Here is a 23,934-nt window from a genome sequence, read left to right on the forward strand (position 1 = left end):
GGCACAACGGTACGCGGTGGCCGATAGCCCGCCTCTACGCTGTCCTGCGTGAGCGCCGTACGACTGGTCGACATCCGCGAGACTCCTCTGGACGTGGCCGAGGTCTGCGCCGCGCTCGACGACCCGGCCAGCGGCGGCATGACCGTCTTCGTCGGCCGGGTCCGCGATCACGACGGCGGCGTCGGCGTGACCGGGCTGGGCTACAGCGCCCACCCGACCGCGCTGGACCGGCTGCGGGAGGTCTGCGAGCAGGTCGCCGAGCGACACGGCGTCGACGTCGCCGCCGTCCACCGGGTCGGCGATCTCACCATCGGCGACATCGCCGTGGTCGTGGCCGCCGCGGCGGGGCATCGTGGCGATGCGTTCGCCGCCTCGCGGGACCTGATCGACACGCTGAAGGCGACGGTGCCGATCTGGAAGCACCAGCGGTTCACCGACGGCACGGACGAGTGGGTCGGCACGCCCTGAGGCCGTACTCAGCGCGCCTCACGCGTACGCCCGCGCGCTCTCCGTACTCTTGCCGCGTGGAGATCCTGCTCTGGCTCGTGCCGCCCGTCGTGGTGACGCTGCTCGCGATGGCCTGGGTCTCCTGGATCGGACGCGCGGGGCGTGGCGAGGTCGACCCGGAGGTCGCCGTCCAGCGGATGGCCGCGGCGCTGAGCAAGCCCCAGCAGGCGTACGCCACCACGACCCGGCGACGCGAGCGCTCGACCGGCGTGGCGGTCCGGCCCTCGAGCCGTCCGGCCCAACGGTCGGGTCAACGGTCCGGCCAGCGCTCGGCCGCGAACAAGCGCGCTTCCTGACGCACGCGTACGCGCTCTTGGACGCGAATGAGAAGGTGTCGCCATGACCCAGCGCACCTTGGCGGCTATCACCGCGCTCATCCTCGTGCTGGGGCTGCTTCTCGCCGCGTGGCTGGTGCCGCTCCCGTACAGCATCTACCGGCCCGGCGTGACGCTCAACGTGCTCAGCTCGGACAGCCCCGACGGCAAGCCGATCATCCAGGTCTCCGGCCACCCGGTCTACCGCGACGGTGGTGAGCTGCGGATGACGACCGTCTCGGTCACCCGCCGCGACACCCACCTCGGGCTGCTCGACCTGATGCAGGCGTGGTTCGACCGCGACGCGGCGGTCTACCCGCGCTCGGCGGTCTACCCGGACACGTCCGGCAACGAGCAGGACGACACCTCCCAGGGCCAGATCGAGATGGCCAGCTCGCAGGACGTCGCGACGGCCGTCGCCATCAAGCAGCTCGGCCTGCCGGTGGTGCAGAAGGTCGAGATCGCCTCGGTCGCTCCCAAGTCGCCCGCCGACGGGCACCTCGAGGCGGGTGACCTGGTGCTCAGTGTCAACGGCGCCGACGTCTCGACCTCCGCTGCCGCGGTCAAGGCGATCCAGGCGACGCCACCGGGCCAGAACGTCGAGATGACGGTGATGCGTGACGGCAAGCAGACCACCGTCTCGTTCAAGCCGGGCACCAAGGACGGCAAGCCCTACCTCGGCGTCTCGGTCGGGATCGGCTACGAGCTGCCCTTCGACGTCAACGTCGACATCGACCCGGCGATCGGCGGCCCGAGCGCCGGGCTGATGTTCTCCCTGGCCATCTACGACACCCTGACGCCCGGCTCGATGACCGACGGCAAGGCGATCGCCGGTACCGGCACGATCTCGCCGGACGGCTCGGTGGGGCCGATCGGCGGCATCCAGCAGAAGATCCCCGCGGCGTTGCACGACGGCGCGAAGCTCTTCCTCGTGCCGGCCTCCAACTGTGCCGACGCCGTCGGCGCCGACCACGGCGACATGCGCCTGGTGAAGGTCGACACCATGGACTCCGCCGTGGACTCGATCGAGGCCTGGGCGAAGAACCCCGACGCGAAGCTTCCGACCTGTGGGAGGGCCTCATGAGCGAGTACGACGAGAGCGAGAACATCGAGCTCGGCGCCGAGCTGGACGACACCGACCCGGCGCTCGCGCACGCGGTGCTGGAGATCGAGGAGCACGTCGCCGGGGAGGGCTGGGACCGATCCGCCCGGCTCTACGCACTGGTCGACACCGCCGCCCTGGTCGCCCAGGAGCCGGCGCTCGCCAAGCTGATGGGGCTGGACTCCTCCTCGGCGCAGGGCTCGCTCACGCCGGTCGAGCAGGACCAGCTCGCTGCGGGCGTACGGCTGGAGGACGTGTTGCCCACCATCGTGTGGCCCGACGACGTGGTCGGCTGCGCGGCCGTCGTCGAGCGGCTCGTGCTGCCGCCGGATGCCGACGCAGCGATCCCTGCTGACCCCGAGGCGGCGGCCGAGTACGCCGCCAGCCACCCGGAGCGCCAGGAGGTCCGGATCATCGCCGGGGCCACCCGCGCCGGGGCGACGTACACGGCGCTGAGGCTGCGCTCCCACGACGACGCCGCCTCGGTGGTCGGGGGAGCCGACCTCGTGCCACAGCTGACCCAGCTGCTGGTGGCCAGCCTGGAGAGCGACGCGTGAGCACCCCACGCGGATGCTCGCTGCGCTCCGCTCCGAGCGGGGACGCCGCATGAGCGAGCACTACGACGAGGAATCCGTCGAGCTGGCTCCTCGCGGATCCGGCCGGACGCGGATCCTGCTGATCAGCGTGGCGGCGCTCGTGCTCCTGATCGTGCTGATCAACCGCTTCACCGCCTTCTACACCGACCATCTCTGGTACGACTCGGTCCACGCCGGTCACGTCTTCACCACGCTGTTCTGGACCAAGATCGGGCTGTTCGCGGTCTTCGGGCTGCTGATGGGGGCGGTCGTCGGGCTGTCGATGTTCCTCGCCTTCCGGTCCCGGCCGTTCTTCACCGGCACCGAGGAGGACACCAACCTGGTCCGCTACCGCGACGCCATCGCGCCGGCGCGGATGGTGCTGACCCTCGGCATCAGCGGCCTGATCGGCATCTTCGCCGGCGTCTCCGCGGCCGGGCGCTGGCGGACATACCTGCTGTGGCGACACGGCGGGAGCTTCGGCCAGAAGGACCCGCACTTCCACAAGGACGCCGGGTTCTACGTCTTCGACCTGCCGTGGTGGCACTTCCTGATCGACTTCGGCCTGATCGCCAGCTCGCTCGGGCTGATCGCCGGAGTCGTCGTGCACTACCTGTACGGAGGCATCCGGCTGCGCGGCCATGACCGGATGAGCGCCTCAGCCCAGGGCCAGATCTCGGTGCTGCTCGGCGTGTTCGTGCTCTTCAAGGCGGCCGACTACTGGCTCGACCGCTACGACCTGGTGCACAGCGACGGCTCGCTCTTCACCGGCATCGGCTACACCGACGCCCACGCCGTGCTGCCGGCCAAGAACATCCTCACCGGCATCGCGGTCATCTGCGCGATCCTGTTCCTGCTCAACCTCTGGCGTCGCACCTGGGAGCTGCCGTCGATCGGCCTGGCGCTGCTGGTCCTCTCCGCGGTGCTGCTCGGTCTGATCTGGCCGGCGATCGTGCAGGGCGTCAAGGTCGATCCGTCGCGCTCGGACAAGGAGCGCTCCTACCTCGCCGACAACATCACGGCGACACGGACGGCGTACGCGATCGACGACAAGCACGTCGTCACCGACCCCAACGCCGACAAGGCGGATGCCGCCACGGCGAGTGCGCGCGGCCTCGACCAGCAGGCCTCGTCCGTGCCGATCGCCGACCCGGTGGCGGTGCAGCCACAGTTCGAGCAGACCCAGCAGGTCCGCTCCTACTACAAGGTGACCAACCCGCTCGACGTCGACCACTACACCGTCGACGGCAAGGACCGCGCGGTGCTCCTCGGCGTGCGCGAGGTGGACACCTCCGGCATCAACGCGGCGGACCAGAACTGGACCAACCTCCATACCGTCTACACCCACAGCAACGGCGTGATCGCGGCCTATGCGAACCAGCGCGACCGCACCGACACCACCGAGAGCCCCTCGGTGCAGTGGGCGCAGACCGACGACCTCAGCGGGGGCACCAGCCTCGAGAACCGGATCTACTACGGCGAGGACAGCCCCAACTACTCCGTCGTCGGCGTTCCGCAGGGCGGGAACGAGGTCGAGCTCGACCTCGGCGCCGAGGACAGCGATGCGTCGACCTCGACCTCGACCGTGTACGACGGCGACGGCGGCGTCTCGATCGCCTCGAAGTTCCGCCGGGCGCTGTATGCGGTGAAGTTCGGCTCGGCCAGCTTCCTGCTCAGCCAGCGGGTCAACGACGACTCCAAGGTGCTCTACAACCGTGACCCGAAGACGGCCGTGCAGAAGGTCGCGCCGTGGCTGACCCTCGACAACGATCCCTACCCGGTGGTCGAGGACGGTCGGATCGTGTGGGTGGTCGACGGCTACACCACCACCGCCGACTACCCGGAGTCCGAGCGCGAGTCGCTCGACACGATGCTGGACGACGCCACCCAGGCCACGCCCGGGCTGCAGCCGTTGCCGACCGACGAGATCAACTACATGCGCAACTCGGTCAAGGCCACCGTGGACGCCTACGACGGCACGGTGACGCTCTACGAGTGGGACCCGGACCCGATCCTCAAGGCGTGGGAGGCCGCCTTCCCGGGGGTCGTGCAGCCGAAGAAGGACATCCCGGCGGATCTCCTCTCGCACCTGCGCTATCCCGACGACCTCTACAAGGTGCAGCGCTACCAGCTGGCCCGCTACCACGTCACCGACCCGACCAGCTTCCTCGCCGGCTCGGACCGCTGGGCGGTGCCCGAGGACCCGAGCCAGCCCGGTCACCTGCAGACCCCCGCGCGGATGTTCCTCGACAACGGTGACGGACGCGAGACCTGGTCGGAGTCCTCGACCTTCGTGCCCAGTGGCCGCAGCAACCTGGCCGCGGTGATGAGCGTCGACTCCGACGCGACCTCCGACGACTACGGCACGATCCGGCTGCTCACCGGGTTCGACCAGAACGCCGGCGGGCCCGGGCAGGTCGCGAACCAACTGAAGAGCAACACCGAGATCGCGTCCAAGGTCGGCGCCTTCGCGCGCAGTGGCAGCGCCCCGGTGTACGCCAATCTGCTGACCGTGCCGCTCGGCAAGTCCGGGCTGCTGTACGTCCAACCGGTCTACGCCCTGCAGGCGAACGGATCCGCGGCCTCCTACCCGGTGCTCGCCTACGTGCTCGTCTCCTACGACGGGCAGCTCGGCCACGGCCCGACGCTGGGCGCGGCGCTGACCGACGCCCTGCGAAACGGCGGCGACGGTGGCACCACCGCCCAGCCGGCGCCGGGTGGGGGAGGGCAGCCATCGACCTCGCCCTCGACCTCGACCTCACCCCCAGCCTCGCCCTCTGGGACGCCGACCACGCCGAGCTCGAGTCCCGGCGGGAAGAAGTCGGCCGGCGCGCTGCTCCAGGACGCGAAGTCCCTCTTCGGGCAGGCGGACGCCGCCGGCAAGGCGGGCGACTTCACCCGCCGCGAGAAGCTTCTCGCCCAGGCCCAGAAGAAGGTCGACCAGGCCGCCGAGCTGCTGTCGGGCGACTGACCCGGACCCGCGGGCCGCTCGATTTGGCCCGGTGGGGGTGAGCGGGTAACGTAGTGTTCACCGACGCGGGGTGGAGCAGCTCGGTAGCTCGCTGGGCTCATAACCCAGAGGTCACAGGTTCAAATCCTGTCCCCGCTACCACCAGAAGAGGATCGGATCCCCAGGGATCCGATCCTCTTCTGCTCTCCGGTGATCTTTCCGGGGGATTAGGGCCCGGCAGGGTCCGCTTCCTGGTCGGCCACGGCGACGGGCTTCGCCACCTTCCGCGGAGGCCCCTCCGGGTCCAGGTGCGGCAGCAACCGGTCCAGCCAGGCCGGGATCCACCAGTTGGCCCGGTCGAGCAGGTACATGCTGGCCGGCACCAGCAGCAGCCGGATGACCGTCGCGTCGACGATCACGCTGACGCCCAGGCCGAGCGCGATCATCTTCACCACCACGCTCGGGTTGGCGACGAAGGAGAAGAAGACGCTGGCCATGATCAGCGCCGCGCAGGTGATCACGCGTGCCGTGGCGGAGAGCCCCTCGACGATGCTCTCGTGGTTGTCGTGGTGCTTGAGCCAGCCCTCCCGGATGCGGGAGAGCAGGAAGACCTCATAGTCCATCGACAGGCCGAAGACGATCGCGAACATCATCATCGGCACGTACGACTCGATGGGCACCTTCTCGCCCACGCCGAGCAGCGAGGACCCCCAGCCCCACTGATAGACGGCCACCAGGACGCCGTACGCCGCCCCGATCGAGACCAGGTTGAGCACCGCCGCCTTGAGCGCGAGCACGGGGCTGCGGAAGGTCGCGAGCAGCAACAGGAACGCCAGCGCGATCACCACGACCACGATCAGGGGCAACCGGTCGGCGATCTTGTTGCGGAAGTCGAGTTGCGAGGCGACCGGACCGGTGACCAGGCCGTCGGCGTCCGAGCCGGCGAGGGCCTTCGGGAGGGTCTGGGAGCGCAGCGAGTCGAGCAGGGTCAGGGTGGCCGCGTCCTGCGGCCCGGTCTGCGGCACCACGTTGATGATCAGCAGCGATCCGTCCGGCGTGGCCTGGGCGGGGGAGACGCTGGCCACGTCGTGCGCCTCGCCGATGGCGGTGGTGACCTGCTGGCCGAGCTGGGTCGCGTCGGCCGGCGACGTGCCCTTCGGCAGGTCGACGACCACCGTCAGCGGGCCGTTCGCGCCCACGCCGAAGCCCCGCTCGATGCGGTCGTACGCCCGCCGCGACGTCCAGTCCGACGGGTCCGCGCCGGCGTCGACGTGGCCGAGCCGCATCGAGAAGAGCGGCACGATCAGGATCGCCAGGAGGAGCAGGCCGCCGATGAGGAAGTGCCACGGATGGGCACCGACGCGCTCGGCGTACCGGTGCCAGGCGCCCTCCCCGCCGCCGGAGCTCTGCTCGGCGACGGGCGTGCGGACGTGCAGCCGATCGATCCCGCGACCCGCGGCACCGAGGAGGGCCGGGACCAGCGTGACAGCGGCGATGGCCGCGACGCACACGGTCGTCGCGGCGGCCAGGCCGAGCTTGCCGATGAAGGCCAGGCCCGAGGCGTAGAGCCCGAACATCGCCAGCATCACCGTCACCGCCGCGGTGATGACGGCCCGGCCGCTGGTCGACACCGTGTGCGCGGCCGCCTCGACCGGGTCGTGGCCGTCCATGACCAACTGGCGGTGGCGGGTGGTCAGGAACAATGCGTAGTCGATGCCGACGCCGAGCCCCATCATCAGCGCGAGCGTCGGCGAGACCGAGGCGAACGTGGTGGCGGCGGCGAGGAAGGACAGGACCCCCAGCCCGGTGACCACACCCACGACCGCACTCAGGATCGGCAGGCCGGCGGCGTACACCGACCCGAAACCGATGAGCAGGACCAGGATCGCCGCCAGGATGCCCACCAGCTCGCCGAGCTCCGAGGCGTCCGGCTTGGCCGCCTGGCCGAGCGGGCCGCCGTAGTCGACGTGGACGCCGGCGGCGCGGACGGGCGCGACGGCGTGGTCGATCCTGTCCACCGTGGTCTCACCGAGCTTGAGCGGGTTCTCGTCGAAGTGGACGGTCGCGTACGCGACGGTGCCGTCCCTCGACGTGGTCGCCGCGGCGAGCGGGTCGCTCACCGCGACCACGTGCGGGATCTGGCCGATCGCCTTGACCGCCGACTCGATCGCGCTCTGCTGCTCGGCGACCGACCCGGTGGACACCGAGAAGACCACCTGGCCGGTGTTCGCGCCGAAGGCGGGGTCGTGCGCGGTGATCAGGTCAGCGCCGGCCTGGGACTGCGTCCCGGGGAGGTTGAAGTCGTCGAGGTAGCTGCCGCCGAACGTCGCGCGACCCACCATCACCAGAACGGCGACGAGCAGCCACGCCCCGATCACCCACCAGGCACGGCGGGCGCAGACACGACCGAGGCGGTACAGCCGGCCGGACTCCAGCGCAGGCCGGTCGGGATCCGTCTCCGGTGGAGACGCCATGGTCCTCAACGTAGCGGCGTCCCGACCGCGGGTGCCTCACCGCTTTTGGGGAGGTGGAACGGGCGGCGCTGGGGTTGGTCTCGACAAGCTCGACCTCCGGGGTGGGCTCGACCTCCGGGACGGGCTCGACCTCCGGGGTGGGCTCGACCTCCGGGGTGGGCTCGACCTCCGGGGTGGGCGTCGCGCCTGCGCGGCCGGCCACGTTGCTATTTCTCGCGGCAGTGGAAACCTCGGAAGGGTGACGATCCCGACCCCACTGACCACCGAGTCCGACCCGCAGCTGGTCGACGAGGTCGATGCACAGGTGCGGGCATGGCTCGCCGCCGCGGCCACGATGCCGGTGCACGCCTCCGCCGGACGCCTGGCCAACGTGCTCAAGGATCCGAACGGGCTCGCGTTCACCGTGGGCTTCGTCGACCGGGTCGTCCGACCGGAGGATGCGCGCGTGGCGGCCCGCTCGCTGCGCGAGCTGGTCGCCATCACCCCGCGGTTCCTGCCGTGGCACCAGAAGGCCGCGCTGCGCGCCGGTGCGCTCGCCTCGCACGTCGCGCCGGGGTTCGTCGTCCCGGTTGCGCGCAGGGTCCTGCGCCGGATGGTCGGGCACCTGCTGATCGACGCCAGCGACGCGCGCCTGGGCGCGTCCATCGCCCGCATCCGCGAACGCGGCGTCCGGCTCAACATCAACCTGCTGGGGGAGGCGGTCCTCGGTGAGCGGGAGGCGGATCGCCGGCTCGAGAGGACCCGGCGCCTGCTGCGGCGCCCCGACGTCGACTACGTCTCGATCAAGGTCTCCGCGGCGGTCGCGCCGCACGCACCGTGGGCCCACGACGAAGCCGTGGAGCACGCAGTCGAGCGTCTCCTCCCGCTCTACCGGGAGGCGGGGGCGTCATCGAGCCCGACGTTCATCAACCTCGACATGGAGGAGCACCAGGACCTCGACATCACGCTCGAGGTCTTCACCCGCCTGCTGGACCGACCCGAGCTCCTCACCCTGGAGGCAGGGATCGTGCTTCAGGCCTATCTGCCCGACGCGCTGGGAGCGATGATCCGGCTCCAGGAGTGGGCGGCCGCCCGCCGGGCGCGTGGGGGAGCGGCGATCAAGGTCCGCCTGGTCAAGGGTGCGAACCTTCCGATGGAGCGCGTCCAGTCCTCGCTCAGCGGCTGGCCACTGGCCACCTGGGGCTCGAAGCAGGAGACCGACACCTCGTACAAGAAGGTGCTCAACTACGCGCTCGTGCCCGAGCGCACCGCCAACGTCCGGGTGGGCGTCGCGGGGCACAACCTGTTCGACATCGCGTACGCCTGGATCCTGGCGGGCCGGCGCGGGGTCCGGGAACGGATCGACGTCGAGATGCTGCTCGGCATGGCCGAGGGACAGGCGGAGGCCGTACGCGCGAGCGTCGGTGGGCTGCTGCTCTACGTCCCGGTGGTGCACCCGGAGGACTTCGACACCGCGATCGCCTACCTCGTACGCCGTCTCGAGGAGGGCGCCAGCGCCGAGAACTTCATGTCGGCCATCGGCGACCTGGACACGTCGCCGACGCTCTATGCGCGGGAGCGGGAGCGCTTCGTGGCCTCGCTCGCGCGAGTGGACGACCTGGTGCCGGCACCGAACCGTACCCAGGACCGTCGTGAGCCACCGACCGCCGCCCCGGGGCCCGGCTTCGCCAACACCCCCGACAGCGACCCGTCGCTGCCCGGGAACCGGGCATGGGCCCGGGAGATCCTGGCCCGGATGCCGTCCTCGACGCTGGGAGTGCGGTCGGTCGAGCAGCACACGGTGTCCGACGTCGCGGGCGTCGAGGCGATCCTGGCCCAGGCGCAGGCGGCCGGTACGGCCTGGGGTGCGCGTCCCGCTCGGGAGCGCGCGGCCGTCCTGCGGGCGGCGGCGGTCGAGCTCGAGCGACGCCGCGGCGAGCTCATCGAGGTCGCCGGATCGGAGTGCGGGAAGACGGTCGACCAGTCGGATCCGGAGGTCTCCGAGGCGATCGACTTCCTCCGCTACTACGCCTCCCTGGCGCCGGAGCTCGACGCCGTGGACGGTGCGACGCACGTATCGGTGCGCCTCACCGTGGTGGTCCCACCGTGGAACTTCCCGCTCGCGATCCCGACCGGAGGGATGGCGGCCGCGCTCGCGGCCGGCTCCGCGGTGGTGATCAAGCCGGCACCGCAGGCCCGGCGCTGCGGATCCGTCCTCGCCGAGGCGCTCTGGGCCGCCGGCGTGCCACGCGAGGTGCTGCGGCTCGTGCACGTCCCGGAGAACGAGGCCGGGCGGGCTTTGGTCGCGAGCCCGCTCGTCGATCGGCTGATCCTGACCGGCGCGTACGAGACCGCGGAGCTCTTCGGCTCGTTCCGTCCCGATCTGCGGCTCCTGGCCGAGACGTCGGGCAAGAACGCCATCGTCATCACCCCCAGCGCCGACCTCGATCTCGCGGTGAAGGACCTCGTCGCCTCGGCTTTCGGGCACGCGGGCCAGAAGTGCTCGGCCGCCTCGCTGGCGATCCTGGTGGGATCGGTGGCGACCTCGCGGCGCTTCCGCGAGCAGCTCGTCGACGCGGTGCGCTCCCTCCGGGTCGGCGATCCCAGCGATGCGACGTCACAGGTCGGGCCGCTGGTCGAGCCCGCGTCCGGCAAGCTGCTGCGCGCGCTGACCACGCTGGCGCCCGGCGAGTCCTGGCTGGTCGAGCCGAGGCGGCTCGACGGGAGCGAGGGCAGGCTGTGGTCGCCCGGGGTGAAGGCGGGCGTGGTACCCGGATCGGAGTCGCATCTCGTCGAGTACTTCGGCCCCGTCCTGAGCCTCATCACGGCGCCGGACCTCGACGAGGCGATCGCGATCCAGAACCAGGTCGCGTACGGCCTCACCGCAGGGCTCCACTCCCTCGACCGGCACGAGATCGAGTCCTGGATCGAGCGCGTCGAGGCCGGGAACCTGTACGTCAACCGCACGACCGTGGGCGCGATCGTGCGGCGTCAGCCCTTCGGTGGGTGGAAGAGGTCGGCGGTGGGGGCGGGCACGAAGGCGGGCGGCCCCCACTACCTGTTCGGCCTGTCCGACTGGCGGACGGACAGAGCCGTCGTGCTCGAGCAGCCGTCGCCGGCCGTACGCGCCCTCGTCGAGGCGGCGGCCGGCCTGGACGGTGACGGCGTGATCGCGCGCGGTGCCGGATCGGATGCCGTCGCCTGGCGTGAGGAGTACGGCCGGGCCCGTGACGTCAGTGCGCTGATGGCGGAGCGCAACGTCCTGCGGCACCTGCCCGTACCCGTGACGATCCGCCTCGAGTCGGACGCCCCGGGGGGCGTCGCCGCGATGCTGCGGGTGCTGGCTGCCGGCGTCGCGGCGGCCGCGGAGGTGACGGTGTCCGTCGCTGCGGCACTCCCGGACCCAGCGGACCGGATCGTCGCCGCTGCGGGAGCGCGCTTCCTGGTCCAGGATGCCGAGGCATGGGCCGCGACCCTTCGCGGCGACCGGGCGCCGTCCCGGGTCCGGCTCATCGGGGGCTCGCGGTCCGGGTTCGCGCGGGCGAGCAACGGCCGCGTCGACATCGCGCTCTACGCGCAGCCGGTGGTCGAGGCGGGCCGCGTCGAGCTGCTGACGTTCCTGCATGAGCAGGCGATCGCCGTCACGGCGCACCGCTTCGGATCGCCGACGCGGCTCGCTCGTCGGCTGGTTGCTGTCGGTGACCGCAGCTGCCCACCGGGCATCGTCCCCGGCGCCGCCGGGGAATAAGCGGGGAATGAATCCCCGTTTATAGTGGGACGTGAACGGCAGAGGAACGGGTGGTGGGTGATGGATCGGATCCGGCGAGGGCTCACTCCTGCGTTGCGTGAGCTCACCATCGTGGGCGTGCTCTATGTGTTCTACTCCGCCGCCCGCACGCTCGCCAGCGGCGACGTCGCGGCGGCAGTGGCGCGCGCGGCCGATGTCGAGCGGATCGAGCAGGCGCTGCCGCTGCCCGGCGAGCGGTGGTTCAACCAGCTCGCGACCGTGCATCGCGGGCTCGGGCTGGCCGCCGACTACTGGTACGCCAGCCTGCACTACGTCGTGACCGCCGGCGTACTGATCTGGCTGTTCCGCTGCGGGCGTGAGGTCTATGTGCCGGCGCGCCGCGCTCTCGTGGCTGCCACCGTGGTCGCCCTCGGGTTCTACCTGACGATGCCGACGGCACCGCCGCGGATGATGGCCGGCTTCACCGACGTGATGGCGCTGCACTCCTCGTCCGGCTGGTGGGGTGCCGACGCCTCGGCACCGAAGGGCCTCGGCGGCCTGACCAACGAGCTGGCGGCCTTCCCCTCGATGCATGCGGGCTGGGCGCTGTGGGTGGCGCTGGCGGTGTGGAGCGCAACGCGCTCGAAGACGCTGCGCGCCCTCGGCGTCGTCTACGCGCTGGGCACCGCCGCGGTCGTGATCGCCACGGCGAACCACTGGGTGATCGACGTGGTCATCGGACAGATGATCGTGCTGGGGGCGTGGCTGGTGGTCCACCGCAGCCCCGCCGCAGCGCCGGTGATCGCTCCGGCCGGCGTGTCACTCCCCGAGGCCGAGGCCGCTTAGGACCACCGCGAGGAACCGCTCGCTGCGCTCCGGCGTGACGCGCGCGTTCCGGGTGATCTGGATGAGCGCGACGGCCGCGACCATGATGTCCTCGCGCTCGAGGTCGGCGCGGATCGCGCCCGCCGTACGGCAGCGCTCGACGAGGTCGCCGAGGAGGGTCCGCAACCGGGCGGCATCGCGGTCGGTCTCCGGCGACCGCGTCCCCCGCTCGGCCAGCCCGAACAGCGACAGGTCGGCGGTGTCGCGGATCCAGACCAGGTAGCGCCGCAGCGCGGCCGCCGGATCGTCGAGCTCCGCGAGCTCGGTGAGCAGGTGGGTCGCCTGGTGCACGCGGTCGAGGAAGACGGCCTCGCGCAGCTCCTCGTGGTGGGCGAAGTGGCGATACAGGGTGGCGTTGCCGATGCCGGCGCGGTGCGCGATCGCGTTGAACGAGACGTCCAGCCCCTCCTCGGCGTAGAGCGCCCGAGCGGCCTGGATGATGCGTTGCCGGTTCGCCTGAGCGTCCGCGCGCTCTGCTCTCTCCCGGGTCACGGCCCGATCATAGGGCGCCCGTCGCCCGCTCCGCGGGCGTCGGCGCTGCGCCTCAGCCGCACATTCCTCAGGCGGGCCCGGTGGACTCGCGGGGCACCAGGTGACAGGCCACCCTCTCGATCCCCGGGGTGACCGTACCGGCGGCGATGGCCTCGATGAGGGTCCGGGCGGCGACCCGACCGACCTCGTGCAGGCTCAGGTCGACGCTCGACAGCGGCGGGCGCGAGGCCTCCACCATCACGTCCCAGTTGTCGAAGCCGATCACGGCGACGTCCTCGGGCACACGGGTGCCGGACTCGCGCAGCGAGTCTAGGACGCCACGTGCGATCTGGTCGTTGCCGCAGACCACGCCGTCGAAGTCGGCGCCGGCGCGGATGAGGTTGAGGCCCGCCTGCCGCCCCCAGCCCTCGCTCCACTGCCCGATCAGGGGCGCGTGCACGAGTTGCAGGCCGGCGGCGCTCAGGACCTCGCGGGTGGCGGCCAGGCGTGCGCGGGTGGCGTCGTCGGAACGGCCGGAGACGAAGGCGATCCTCGTACGCCCGGTGGCGAGCAGGTGCTCGGCGGCCGAGTGGGCTCCGGCAGTGTCGTCCGGCACCACCGAGGCGTCGGCAGGGTCGTTGGAGGAGGCCATCGCGTACACGACCGGCACCGGGAGGTCCAGGCCGAGGGACTCGCGGCCGAAGACGCCTCGACCCGTGACCAGGATGCCGTCCACCCGCCGACGCAGCAGCGAGTTCACGAAGTACTGCTCACGGATCCGGTCGCCGCGACCGTCGCAGATCAGCAGCGCGATCTCGTCCTCGGCCAGGGTCTCCGTCGCGCCGACCAGCACCGGAGCGGTCAGCCGACCGAATTGGTCGCTGGTGATGACGCCGATGGTGTTGGTCCGCCCTGCCAGCAGGCTGGCCGCGATCTCGTTGTGCTGGTACTTCAGCTCGCGGGCGACGTCGAGCACCCGCTGGCGCGTCTCGTAGCGCACCGTCCCGTTCCCCGACAGGGCCTTGGAGACGGTGCTGATCGAGACGCCGGCACGCTCGGCGACGTCGGACGCCGTCACGCGGCGACGGGGTGCGCTGGCTGATGTGTTGGGCACGTCGGAACAGTAACACCGTACGGAAAAATTTTCCGCGTTTTGCTGTGTCGGCTCCGAAATTCCGCCCGTGGAAGAGATGCTCGTCCATTCCGGAGGGCGTGCTCGTCCCTGGTGACGGGGGCGCCGCGTGGTGAGGAACGAATTTCCGTATGTGACTGACGCCACGAAAACTATTGACAGTTTTGGAAACCGGTTGCGATAGTTGCCGTGCTTCGGGTCACAACGGGGTCGCCGCGCGGTGGCCCTCCCGAAGCCTCGGACACGGATGGAGTGGACATGAACCGACGGACGCAGGGCGTCGCGGTGGCAGGTGTCGCGGTCGCGATGTGCCTCGGCCTGGCCGCGTGCGGGAGCGGGACGAGCGTGGGCGCCGACCCGAGCGCCATCACCGCGAAGGACGACGGCGCCAAGCTCACCCTGTGGGTGCGCGCCGGCAACGAGGCGGTCACCGACGCGGTGGTCAACGCCTACAACGACACGCACAAGAACCAGGTGGCCATCACCCACGTCCCGGCTGATCAGTACGTGGCGAAGTTCGCTGCTGCGGCGCAGTCCGGGTCGCTGCCGGACCTGCTCACCTCCGACATCGTCTTCCAGCCGCAGATCATCCAGGCCGGCGCCGTGCTGGACCTGACCGACCTGCTGGCCCAGTCCGGCGCGGCCGGCAAGCTGGCACCGGCCCACGAGCAGGCCTCGACCGCCGGTGGCAAGACGTACGGCGTCCCGTTCGTCACCGACACGTCGCTCTACCTGTACAACAAGGACCTGTTCAAGAAGGCGGGGCTCGACCCCGAGAAGCCGCCGACGACCTGGGACGGCATCGAGCAGGCCGCCGACGCGATCACCAAGCTCGGCGACGGCGTGAAGGGGCTGTACTTCAGCGGCGACAGCTCCGGCTCGATGGCCTACGACCTGACGCCTCTGATCTGGGCCCAGGACCAGCAGGTGGTCAAGGACGACGGCTCCTTCGACTTCGACAACGAGGCCACCACCAAGGCGCTGGGCTTCCTGCAGAGGCTCTACCAGAAGGGCGACATCCCGGCCTCGGCCAAGACCGACACCGGCGACGGCTTCTTCTCGGTCTTCTCCGGCGGCAAGATCGGCATCGACCTGGCCGGCGGCAACGGCGTGAACACCGCGACGGTGGGCACCAAGCCGGCCTTCGACTTCGGTCTCGCCCCGATCCCTGGCCCGGAGGACGGTCAGTGGGCCACCTTCTCGGGTGGTGACACCGCTGACATCGCGAAGACCACCAAGCACCCGGACGAGGCGTGGGACTTCATCAACTGGCTCTCCTCGAAGGAGACCTCGCAGGACGTCTACCTCAAGCTGCCGGCGATGGCGCCGCGCACCGACGTGACGGTCCCGAGGTCTCTGGGCGACCAGTTCACCGTGCCGGCTGAGCTGATCAAGAAGGGCCAGACGTACGTCTCGACCCACTACAACGACGTGATCGCCTCCGCCCAGGGTCCATGGCTGGAGATGCTCCAGTCGACCATCTTCAACGGTGCCGATCCTGCCGAGGCGGCCAAGAAGGCCCAGTCCGAGGCCGACGCCGCCGTCAACCAGTGATTCCGGATCCCGGCCGGGGCGCCGCCTTGGGTGTGCCCCGGCCGGGCCGGATCCCTGCAACTGAAGGAGTCGCGATGATCGCAACCCTCGAACCGGCGGACGTGGCCGATCCGTCCACCGCTCCGATCACGCCGCCGCGTGCACGCCGCAGTCTTCGTGAGGAGCTCACCGGCTGGGCCCTGGCCGCTCCCAGCGCCGCACTGCTCCTGGTCTTCTTCGTGGTGCCGCTGGGCCTGATGGTGTGGATGTCGTTCTTCGACTGGCCGGCCTTCGGGCCGCATACCTCGGTCGGCACCAAGAACTACAGCCAGATCCTCAGCGACCCGAAGTTCGGCAAGGCGGTCGTCTTCACCGTCAAGTACACGGTGATCACCACCGTGCTCGGCCTCGCGGTCTCCCTCGGCCTGGCCCTGCTGGTCCGTCCGAGGTTCCGCGCCCGGACGCCGATCCGCGCCCTGCTGTTCGCGCCGGTCACCATCGGCCTGGCCCCGGCCGGCCTGCTGTGGCTGTCGATGAGCAACTCCCGGACCGGCGTGCTGCCCTCGATCGCCAGCCACCTGGGCCTCGCCCAGTCAGGGGTGGACTGGTTCGCCCGGCCCTCCACCACCTTGGCGGTGGTGATCGTGATGACGATCTGGAAGACCGCGGGTCTGGCGATGCTGGTGCTGATCATCGGGATGGACTCCATCCCCGAGGAGGTCTACGAGGCCGCTCGCCTCGACGGCGCGAGCCCGTGGGGCACCCTCACCCGCATCACGCTGCCCCTCATCCGCCGCCCGCTGTCGCTGGTGACTCTGCTGACGGTCAGCACCACGTTCCTCGGCTTCGACCAGTTCTTCACCATGACCAAGGGCGGCCCGGACAACTCCACCGTCACGGTCGTCTACTACCTCTACAACGCCGCGTTCGTCAGCCTCCACCGCGGCTATGCCGCCGCCGTGGCGGTCCTGATCGTGCTGATCATGGCGCTCGTCTCGATCCCGCAGGTCTGGCTGCAGAAGGGGAAGTCAGCATGAGCGACTCACTCGTCCTCGAACCGATGCCCTCCCCGGCCCGTCCGGCGCCTCGACCGGCGCGCGGTCGGCGGCGCGGCTCGGCCCGGCTGATCATCGCCGCCGTCCTGGCGCTGGTCTTCGCCTTCCCGATCGTGTGGACGGTGATCGGCTCGTTCAAGCCGGCCGAGGACGCCAACGCCTCGCCGCCCGTCTGGTGGCCCTCGCATTGGACGCTGTCCAACTTCAGCAAGCTGGACAGCTCGGGCTCCTCGCTGGCCGGGTACATCGGGCAGTCCCTCGTGGTCACGCTGCTGACCGTCGTGCTCACCACCATCGCCGCGACCCTGGCCGGCTACGCGTTCGCCTTCTTCCGCTTCCGCGGCAAGAACGTGCTGTTCGCGGTCAGCATCGGCGTCCTGCTGGTGCCATACCCGGCGCTGCTGATCTCGCTGTTCACCGTGATGGTGTGGCTCGGCCTGACCAACTCGCTGATCGGGCTCGCGCTGATCTACACCACCTTCCAGCTGCCCTTCGCCATCTACATGATGCGCAACTCGTTCGAGTCCATCCCCGAGGAGATCGTGGAGGCCGCCCAGCTGGACGGCTGCACCAAGATCAGCGCGCTGCCCAAGATGCTGCTGCGTCTGGTCGGGCCCGGGATCGTCACCATCGCGCTGTTCGCGTTCCTGGCCGCCTGGAACGAGTTCCTAGCCGCCCTGGTGCTCTTGAACGACAACTCCAGCTTCACCTTGCCCATCGCGCTGGTCAACGCCCAGAACGGCCCCCTCAACACCATCGACTGGGGCGGCCTGCAGGCGGGGATCACCGTCACCATGCTCCCGTGCGTCGTGCTCTTCATGCTGCTGCAGCGCTACTACGTCTCGGGTCTCGTCGCAGGAACAGGAAAGTGACATGACAGCACAGGCTGCCTACCCCACCCATCGGATCGCGACCCCGCTGCGGGAGAACCGCCTGATCATCGCCCCGTCCCTGCGCGCCGGCGCGTTCGACAGCCACGGCGTGGACTGTCCGTTCGTGTTCTCCCTCGACGGGCGGCAGGGGATGACCTACGTGGGCTGGGACGGCATCGGCTACCAGACCGCCCTGACCTGGAACGACGGCGACGACGCCTGGACGACGGGGGAGGTCGTGGTGCCGCGCGATCCGGAGGATCCGCTGCTGCGCTACAACGCGGCCCTCACCTCGATCGTCCGGGACAACGACCTGCGCTCGCCGGGCGAGCTGAAGGAGATCGACGGCTGGTACTACGGCACCTTCCACGCCTATCCGGCGGCCGGCTACGAGGCCGGTCCGGCCTCGATCGGCTTCCTGCGCAGCCGCGACCTGCGGACCTGGGAACAGGTCGGCGACGTCCTGCGGCCCGAGGACGGCGGCACGTGGGAGCGCGGCGGACTCTACAAGTCCTGGCTGATGGAGCACGACGGGTTGTTCTACCTCTTCTACAACGCCAAGGATCGCGACGAGTGGCCCTGGGTGGAGCAGACCGGTCTGGCCACCTCCACCGACCTGAGCACCTGGACCCGGCACGGCGCCAACCCGGTGCTCAGCGCCGGCGCTGCGGGCGCCTTCGACGAGCAGTTCGCCTCCGACCCGTGCGTGCTGCGCGACGGCGATGTCTGGGTGATGTTCTACTTCGGTCTCGCCACCGACGGCCATGCCCGCGAGGGCTACGCCACTTCGTCGGACCTTCGGCGCTGGGAGAAGTCCGAGGAGATCCTGCTCGACGTGGGCCCGGCCGGATCGATCGACTCCCTGCACACCCACAAGCCCGCCGTCATCGAGTGGCAGGGCCGACTGGAGCACTACTACTGCGCCGTCGCCAAGCAGGACGCGGTCGACCTCGGCGGCGTACCCCTCGCGGAGAGGCGCGGGATCACCCGCGCCGTCAGCGCCGACGGCGGGGGAGAGGAGCGCTAGCAGCACGGCGGCGTCACCTCGCTCTATCCCGATCTCGGAGAGGATTCACCCAGCAATGAAGCACCTGCACCCGCGGGACGGCCGACGCGTCGGCCGACCCCTCCTCGCCGTCACGACGACGGTGGGACTGCTCAGCGCCGCGGCGCTGGCGACCGGAACCGCGTCCGGCGCCTTCGCTGCACCGAACCCGCTCGCCGGCGCGGCCACGTCGACGCACGCCGCCCCGTCCGGCAACCACGGCAACCCGCACGTCACCGCACCCGGGGTCAGGGTGGACAGGAACGCCAAGACCGTCACGCTCACCGGCGGCGGCACCACCCTGGTCTACGGGTACGACCACACCTCCGCCGTCACCTCCTTCACCCTCGGCGGCAAGGAGCTGCTCGCGGGAGGGATGTACAGCGCGGTCACCCTCGACGCAGACGGCTCGTCGTTCGACAGCCGCACCCTGAGCGCCGATCCCACCGTCACGGTGAGCGGCAACGTCGTGACCGCCTCCTTCACGATGGGCAACGACAAGCTCTCCCTCGCTGAGACGTGGCGCTTCGAGGCCACCTCGGACGGCGTGCACCTCGCCGTGGACCGCACCTACCACTGGCTCGACACCGACGACCTCGCCGTGCGCCACAACGGCATGCTCACCATCGGCTGGGCCCGGGTCTGGGACAACATCCGGCGGCCCGAGGACGGCGGCAACCTGCCGATCGGCAACGCCTACACCGGCGCGAACAACTTCTTCCTCTCCCAGCCCAACGACCGCTACGGCGTGGAGGAGTCGAGCTTCGTGATGCTGACCAACGCCTCGCGCCAGGCGCTGGACGTCCGGGCCACCAGCAACCGTGACCTGGCCACCGAGTTCGCCTACACCGGCGACGGCAACACCTATCAGGAGACCCAGGTCAGCTCCGCCGACCAGTGGAGCTACCTGGCCGGCACCAAGGAGCAGGGCTACGTCTACGGCGGGCACTCCTCCAACGGCACCACCCAGGACGTGTACGCCCCCGTCACCACCACGCAGGGTCAGCGCGACCACGTCGCGTACTCCTTCGCGGCCGACGACTACGACAGCTACTACTCGCTCGGTGGGGCCGTGCACGGCGTGGCCGACCCGAGTGCGCTCTCATCGATGATCAACGACTTCGGTCGCTCCGGGGTCATCGACAAGGACTACGGCATGTCCACCGTCGGTCTGCGCTACCCGGGCGTCGGCCCGTACGACATGGTCTACGCCGACCCGACCGTGCTCGGCTCCTACGACCCGGCGATCACCGCCTCCCAGCAGCGGCTGCTGGAGTACTTCCGCGACTACGCACAGAACAGCAACGGCCACATGAAGGGCCGCACCTACCACCTCGATCACCCGTGGGGGGACGGCAACCTGTACGACGCCGACGCCGGCTACGCGATGTCGGTGGCGGACATGTACCAGGCCTCCGCCGACCCGGCCTGGCTGGGGACCATGCGCGACTCCGTGGAGAGATCGCTGGGCTTCATGGTCGACACCATGTACGACGCCACCGACGGCCTCTTCCACAACGACATCAACACCTGCACCTCCTCCAAGAGCATCCGCGAGTGGAACGACGGCGTCTACGTCAAGTGGGAGAGCGGGTACGTCAACGAGCTGATGTACAAGGCGCTGACCGACTGGGCCGGGCTCGAGAGCAGCGTCTTCGGCGACCAGGCCAAGGCGACGTCGTACGCGAGCATGGCGGCCAAGCTCAAGGAGCAGTTCAACAAGGACGCCGACAGCGGCGGCCTGTGGGAGCCCAAGACCGGCATGTTCGCCTACTGGCGCTGCCCGGACGGCACCGTGCACGGCGACGTCGAACACACCCAGATCAACCTGCAGGCGATCAACTTCGGCATGGTCGACGCCGACCGCGCCCGCCAGATCCTCGCGGGGATCGACAAGGGCATGAAGCGCCTGCACCTGCCGATGATCCCGCAGAACTTCAAGCCGCTGGCGCCGACCACGGAGGACTGGACCGGTGACCACTTCACCACCGGTCTCGAGGACGGGGGCATCTATCCCTTCATGAACCAGGAGTACATGCAGGCCGCCGCGATGGTGGGTGAGCGCAACCGGTCGCTGACCTATCTCAACAACGCAGTGAGCCGCTACACCCAGGACGGGTTCGACGGGCTCAGCTTCCTGGACTGGAAGCTGGCCGCGCACGGCGGCGAGGCCTGGTTCCCCTCCAACGCCAACGTCGGCACCGGGCTGTTCAGCGACGTGCTCGGCATCAAGCCCACCGCCCAGGGCGTCACGATCGCCCCGAACATCCCGACGGCGATGAACGGCACGACCGTCACCAAGGCGATCCACGCCGACGACACCGTCACCGTGACCTATCGCGACGAGCTGACGCAGGTCGTCGACTACAGCGCGCCCCGGCAGTCGGTCACGCTGCAGTGGTCCGGCCAGAAGGCCGGCGCGACCTACGTGGTCCGGGACAACGGCCACCGGCACGTCGTGCGGGCGGACGGGTACGGCATCGTCCGCTACGCCTACACCGGGGGAGGCGTGGGCCGGGGCCGAACCACGCATCGCGTGCAGCTGCTCGGCGGCAGCGTCGCCGGCTACGTCCTGCCGGACCAGGTGCCGACGGACCTGGCGCTGGGCAGGACGGTCACCGCCTCCAGCACCCGCGAGGAGGGCGACTGGGGGATCGCGAACCTGACCGACGGCCAGCCGTACAGCGTGGACGGCTCCTACGGCTGGTCCAGCGACAGCGATCTGACCGCCGACCACGCGGAGTGGGTCAGCGTGGACCTGGGTGCCCAGCGCAGGATCGGCGCGGTGACGCTGTGGCCGCGTGACTACGACCGCAAGCCGTCCGACCTGGCCGACGACTTCCCGCAGGACTTCACCATCGAGGTGTCGAGCGACGGGACGACGTGGACCACTGTCGCGGACGAGAAGGGCTACCCCAAGCCGGCCGACGGCACGGAGCAGACCTTCGGCTTCGACCAGCAGACCGCGCGCTACGTGCGGGTGCGGATGACCAAGCTGCGCAACGACAGCGACACCAACGACAGCACCAGCTTCTACCGTGCCGAGCTGGCCGAGCTCGAGGTCTTCGCCTCGGCTCCGCCGGCGCTCTGAGCCAGCCCCGAACCGCGCCCGCCGGCCGTTCCCCTCGGCTGGCGGGCGCGGCCCTCCCGCGGGTGACCGGAGCCGGGGTGTCGACGGCGTTGCGGGTCCCTCAGGGGTTCTCTGATACGTTGGATTCACCGACGCGGGGTGGAGCAGCTCGGTAGCTCGCTGGGCTCATAACCCAGAGGTCACAGGTTCAAATCCTGTCCCCGCTACCAACACGCAGGAATCGGCGCAGTCCTTGGGACTGCGCCGATTCGGCATTTCCGGGGTGCCGCCGGATCACGGCGCCTGCGGGTGGGCCCTCCCTGCGGGTGGCACGGCGCCGGCCGGGATCCAGTCGCGGGTGATGACGACGTCGAAGCCGATGACCGCCGGAGCCTTCACACCCAGGTCGTCACCGCCCTTGACCAGCACGGTCTCGTCGCCGTTGTACGCACCCGTGTCGGCGTCGAAGAGCATGAGGCGCTGGCGGTCGTGGTCGGGGTCGTCGACGACGAAGACCTCGCTCGGGCGTCCCGCCCGGTCGGGCGCGCCTCCGACGTAGCGGACGTCCGGAGCGCCGATCAGCGCGCGCAGCAGCGCTGCGTTCAGGCGGGGCGAGAGGACGTTGCTCTGGCCGAGTGTCTGGATGGCATCGCTCAGGCAGTAGCCCTGCTGGCCGGCGCACTGGCGCGGGTCGCCGAGGAGCTTGGCGCGCAGCTTCGCGGGGTCGAGGGGAAGCCTGTCCGGGTGGCTCAGCAGTCCGGTCGGGCTCCCGCTGGCGGCAGAGACGACGGCGGCCGGGGTAGGTGACAGCGCGGCCGCATCCTTCCCGGTCATCGGGTGGCCGCTGCCCGTGGTGACCCGGATCGATCCGCCGGGGAGGACGTAGCGCTGGGTCTCGGTGGGGACGACCTGTGCGCTCGGGTCATCGTGGTTGCTGGTCTCCAGCCACCAGGAGGCGACCTCGACGTGCTGGGCGTCGCCGACCTGGCCCCGCCCCATGTCGACACCGGAGCTGAGCCCGGTCAGCGTCGAGGGGCTGGTCCGCGCCAGGGTGGCCAGATGCGCGAGCTCGCGGTCCGGGTCGACGCCGCGCAGGGGATAGCGCGCCGCGTGAACGCCCGTGATGTCGAGCGGGGCCGGTGTGGCGGAGTAGGCGGAGGAGCCCTGGTTCCCGAACGGCCACACCAACGGGCCGATGACGGCTGCCACGCTCGCCGCCGCCGCGAGCGCCCACAGCCGATGCTTGGTCGTGGAGCGACGCTCCGAGCGGGCTGGCTCGGCGATGATGCGCGCGATGCTCTCACGGGAGCGGGCCGCCAGGGCCCACTCCTGACCGCGGGTGAGCTCGAGGTCGGCGCGGTGGGTGCCGTACTGGCTCAGCAGGAGCTCGGCGAGGTCCTGCTCGACCTGCTCGTACGCGGTCTGGTCGCGGTCGGTGTCAAGACGCGGTGTTGACATCGGACTCGACCTCCTCGGCGTTGATCCTGCGGTCGAGTCGCTCGCGCGCGCGGGCCAGCCGCATCGAGGCGGCCTTCGGGCTGACGCCGAGGATGTCGGCGATCTCGCCGGTGCCGAACCCGGCGATCAGCAGGTTCACCGCCTGGCGGTCGTTGAAGCCGAGCTGCTCGATGGCCTGTGCCAACGCATCCGGAACGATCGCCTCGAAGGTCGGGTCGGAGCCGGGGAGGATCCGCAGCACGGCACGGTCGACCGCCTCCTGCTCCCGGGCCGCCTTGCGCTGGGCGTTGAGGATGTGACCGAGCGCGATCTTGTAGGTCAGCTGGCGCAGCTGGCGCAGCTCGGTGTCGTCGCGCGGCGTCGGGACCTCCTTGCGCCACAGCGTCAACAGGGTCTCGTTGGCCAGGTCCTCGGCATAGGAGGAGGGGAAGCGCGCCCGGACGAACTTGTGGATCTTGGGCAGCATCTCCGCGAAGAAACCCGCATAGAAGACCTCGTACGTGGCCGCTCTCCGCATGCTCCCCCCGAGCCCAGACGAGTGGTCGTCCGAGACGTCGAGAGGGCCGGCGATCGGCCACCGAGCGGCCGGTCGTTCGCCGACGTCCAGCTCGACGACTCCTGTCGGGCTCAAGAACATAGCAGCCAATCCACCTTTTGTGACGAGGGTCACTGCATCTGGCTTGCTGTCGTGAGCGACGCGAATCCCACAGGCCACCCGGCAAAATCTTGCGCGGTGACGGGCGTCACAAAAAGTCGGCGCCGACCTGTGGCATCCCGCGTGCTCA

17 protein-coding genes and 2 tRNA genes are annotated in these 23,934 nt (G+C 70.3%); 14 read left to right on the plus strand and 5 right to left on the minus strand.

Annotated features, from left to right (window positions below):
• The first annotated feature begins 48 nt into the window (after positions 1–48).
• The 6 genes from ACZ5L9_RS12605 to ACZ5L9_RS12630 all read left to right on the plus strand — a co-directional run bounded on the left by ACZ5L9_RS12605 (position 49) and on the right by ACZ5L9_RS12630 (position 5,610).
• Positions 49–468, plus strand: a complete 420-nt coding sequence (locus tag ACZ5L9_RS12605; protein WP_464528186.1) for a molybdenum cofactor biosynthesis protein MoaE — start codon at positions 49–51, stop codon at positions 466–468.
• A 56-nt stretch (positions 469–524) separates the two neighbouring features.
• The gene (locus tag ACZ5L9_RS12610) at positions 525–803 is read left to right on the plus strand and encodes a hypothetical protein (RefSeq protein WP_464528189.1); all 279 of its coding nucleotides are present in this window, start codon (positions 525–527) and stop codon (positions 801–803) included.
• Between the two features lie 43 nt (positions 804–846).
• A complete protein-coding gene (locus ACZ5L9_RS12615) occupies positions 847–1,905 on the plus strand; it encodes a YlbL family protein (protein WP_464528191.1) in 1,059 nt (352 codons plus the stop codon).
• Positions 1,902–2,480, plus strand: coding sequence for a PPA1309 family protein (locus ACZ5L9_RS12620; protein ID WP_464528193.1), 579 nt, complete (start codon positions 1,902–1,904; stop codon positions 2,478–2,480). Before ACZ5L9_RS12615 ends, ACZ5L9_RS12620 begins: the two co-directional genes overlap by 4 nt.
• Positions 2,481–2,529: 49 nt before the next feature.
• Positions 2,530–5,469, plus strand: coding sequence for a UPF0182 family membrane protein (locus ACZ5L9_RS12625; RefSeq protein ID WP_464528196.1), 2,940 nt, complete (start codon positions 2,530–2,532; stop codon positions 5,467–5,469).
• 64 nt (positions 5,470–5,533) lie between these two features.
• Positions 5,534–5,610 (plus strand) — tRNA-Met (locus tag ACZ5L9_RS12630).
• A 65-nt stretch (positions 5,611–5,675) separates the two neighbouring features.
• On the opposite strand, the gene ACZ5L9_RS12635 is transcribed toward ACZ5L9_RS12630, so the two are convergent.
• Positions 5,676–7,922 carry an MMPL family transporter gene (locus ACZ5L9_RS12635; protein WP_464528199.1) on the minus strand — a complete coding sequence of 749 codons (2,247 nt, stop codon included), beginning with the start codon at positions 7,920–7,922 and terminating at the stop codon, positions 5,676–5,678.
• 238 nt (positions 7,923–8,160) lie between these two features.
• Here ACZ5L9_RS12635 and ACZ5L9_RS12640 point away from each other — a divergent pair, with 238 nt between their 5' ends.
• A complete protein-coding gene (locus ACZ5L9_RS12640; protein ID WP_464528203.1) occupies positions 8,161–11,649 on the plus strand; it encodes a bifunctional proline dehydrogenase/L-glutamate gamma-semialdehyde dehydrogenase in 3,489 nt (1,162 codons plus the stop codon).
• 93 nt (positions 11,650–11,742) lie between these two features.
• The gene (locus ACZ5L9_RS12645) at positions 11,743–12,474 is read left to right on the plus strand and encodes a phosphatase PAP2 family protein (RefSeq protein ID WP_464528205.1); all 732 of its coding nucleotides are present in this window, start codon (positions 11,743–11,745) and stop codon (positions 12,472–12,474) included.
• On the opposite strand, the gene ACZ5L9_RS12650 is transcribed toward ACZ5L9_RS12645, so the two are convergent.
• Both ACZ5L9_RS12650 and ACZ5L9_RS12655 read right to left on the minus strand, forming a co-directional pair.
• Complete coding sequence (locus ACZ5L9_RS12650) at positions 12,448–13,005, minus strand: TetR/AcrR family transcriptional regulator (RefSeq protein ID WP_464528207.1); 558 nt, start codon at positions 13,003–13,005, stop codon at positions 12,448–12,450. The genes ACZ5L9_RS12645 and ACZ5L9_RS12650 overlap by 27 nt on opposite strands.
• Positions 13,006–13,072: 67 nt before the next feature.
• Positions 13,073–14,098, minus strand: a complete 1,026-nt coding sequence (locus tag ACZ5L9_RS12655) for a LacI family DNA-binding transcriptional regulator (RefSeq protein WP_464528211.1) — start codon at positions 14,096–14,098, stop codon at positions 13,073–13,075.
• Positions 14,099–14,374: 276 nt separating this feature from the next.
• Here ACZ5L9_RS12655 and ACZ5L9_RS12660 point away from each other — a divergent pair, with 276 nt between their 5' ends.
• From ACZ5L9_RS12660 to ACZ5L9_RS12685, 6 genes are all read left to right on the plus strand, one after another.
• The gene (locus ACZ5L9_RS12660; RefSeq protein ID WP_464528213.1) at positions 14,375–15,670 is read left to right on the plus strand and encodes an ABC transporter substrate-binding protein; all 1,296 of its coding nucleotides are present in this window, start codon (positions 14,375–14,377) and stop codon (positions 15,668–15,670) included.
• Between the two features lie 74 nt (positions 15,671–15,744).
• A complete protein-coding gene (locus tag ACZ5L9_RS12665; protein WP_464528215.1) occupies positions 15,745–16,686 on the plus strand; it encodes a carbohydrate ABC transporter permease in 942 nt (313 codons plus the stop codon).
• Positions 16,683–17,576, plus strand: a complete 894-nt coding sequence (locus ACZ5L9_RS12670; protein ID WP_464528217.1) for a carbohydrate ABC transporter permease — start codon at positions 16,683–16,685, stop codon at positions 17,574–17,576. Before ACZ5L9_RS12665 ends, ACZ5L9_RS12670 begins: the two co-directional genes overlap by 4 nt.
• A 1-nt stretch (position 17,577) precedes the next feature.
• Positions 17,578–18,603: a glycoside hydrolase family protein gene (locus tag ACZ5L9_RS12675; protein WP_464528220.1), complete on the plus strand. Its 1,026-nt coding sequence runs from the start codon at positions 17,578–17,580 to the stop codon at positions 18,601–18,603.
• A 55-nt stretch (positions 18,604–18,658) separates the two neighbouring features.
• Positions 18,659–21,712, plus strand: coding sequence for a discoidin domain-containing protein (locus ACZ5L9_RS12680; protein ID WP_464528222.1), 3,054 nt, complete (start codon positions 18,659–18,661; stop codon positions 21,710–21,712).
• Positions 21,713–21,844: 132 nt separating this feature from the next.
• Positions 21,845–21,921, plus strand: a tRNA-Met gene (locus ACZ5L9_RS12685).
• A 64-nt stretch (positions 21,922–21,985) separates the two neighbouring features.
• Here ACZ5L9_RS12685 and ACZ5L9_RS12690 read toward each other — a convergent pair.
• Together ACZ5L9_RS12690 and ACZ5L9_RS12695 are read right to left on the minus strand one after the other, a co-directional pair.
• Complete coding sequence (locus ACZ5L9_RS12690; protein WP_464528224.1) at positions 21,986–23,149, minus strand: CU044_5270 family protein; 1,164 nt, start codon at positions 23,147–23,149, stop codon at positions 21,986–21,988.
• Positions 23,130–23,666, minus strand: a complete 537-nt coding sequence (locus ACZ5L9_RS12695; RefSeq protein ID WP_464528225.1) for an RNA polymerase sigma factor — start codon at positions 23,664–23,666, stop codon at positions 23,130–23,132. Before ACZ5L9_RS12695 ends, ACZ5L9_RS12690 begins: the two co-directional genes overlap by 20 nt.
• Between the last annotated feature and the right edge of the window lie 268 nt (positions 23,667–23,934).

This window comes from Nocardioides sp. JCM 18998 (assembly GCF_055391535.1).

Bases quoted from the DNA above. Each gene is read 5' to 3' on its own strand.
- ACZ5L9_RS12635 (WP_464528199.1), bottom strand. From the start codon at position 7,922: ATGGCGTCTCCACCGGAGACGGATCCCGACCGGCCTGCGCTGGAGTCC.
- ACZ5L9_RS12680 (WP_464528222.1), top strand. From the start codon at position 18,659: ATGAAGCACCTGCACCCGCGGGACGGCCGACGCGTCGGCCGACCCCTC.
- ACZ5L9_RS12695 (WP_464528225.1), bottom strand. From the start codon at position 23,666: ATGCGGAGAGCGGCCACGTACGAGGTCTTCTATGCGGGTTTCTTCGCG.
- ACZ5L9_RS12620 (WP_464528193.1), top strand. From the start codon at position 1,902: ATGAGCGAGTACGACGAGAGCGAGAACATCGAGCTCGGCGCCGAGCTG.
- ACZ5L9_RS12665 (WP_464528215.1), top strand. From the start codon at position 15,745: ATGATCGCAACCCTCGAACCGGCGGACGTGGCCGATCCGTCCACCGCT.
- ACZ5L9_RS12660 (WP_464528213.1), top strand. From the start codon at position 14,375: ATGAACCGACGGACGCAGGGCGTCGCGGTGGCAGGTGTCGCGGTCGCG.
- ACZ5L9_RS12675 (WP_464528220.1), top strand. From the start codon at position 17,578: ATGACAGCACAGGCTGCCTACCCCACCCATCGGATCGCGACCCCGCTG.
- ACZ5L9_RS12625 (WP_464528196.1), top strand. From the start codon at position 2,530: ATGAGCGAGCACTACGACGAGGAATCCGTCGAGCTGGCTCCTCGCGGA.
- ACZ5L9_RS12615 (WP_464528191.1), top strand. From the start codon at position 847: ATGACCCAGCGCACCTTGGCGGCTATCACCGCGCTCATCCTCGTGCTG.
- ACZ5L9_RS12690 (WP_464528224.1), bottom strand. From the start codon at position 23,149: ATGTCAACACCGCGTCTTGACACCGACCGCGACCAGACCGCGTACGAG.
- ACZ5L9_RS12670 (WP_464528217.1), top strand. From the start codon at position 16,683: ATGAGCGACTCACTCGTCCTCGAACCGATGCCCTCCCCGGCCCGTCCG.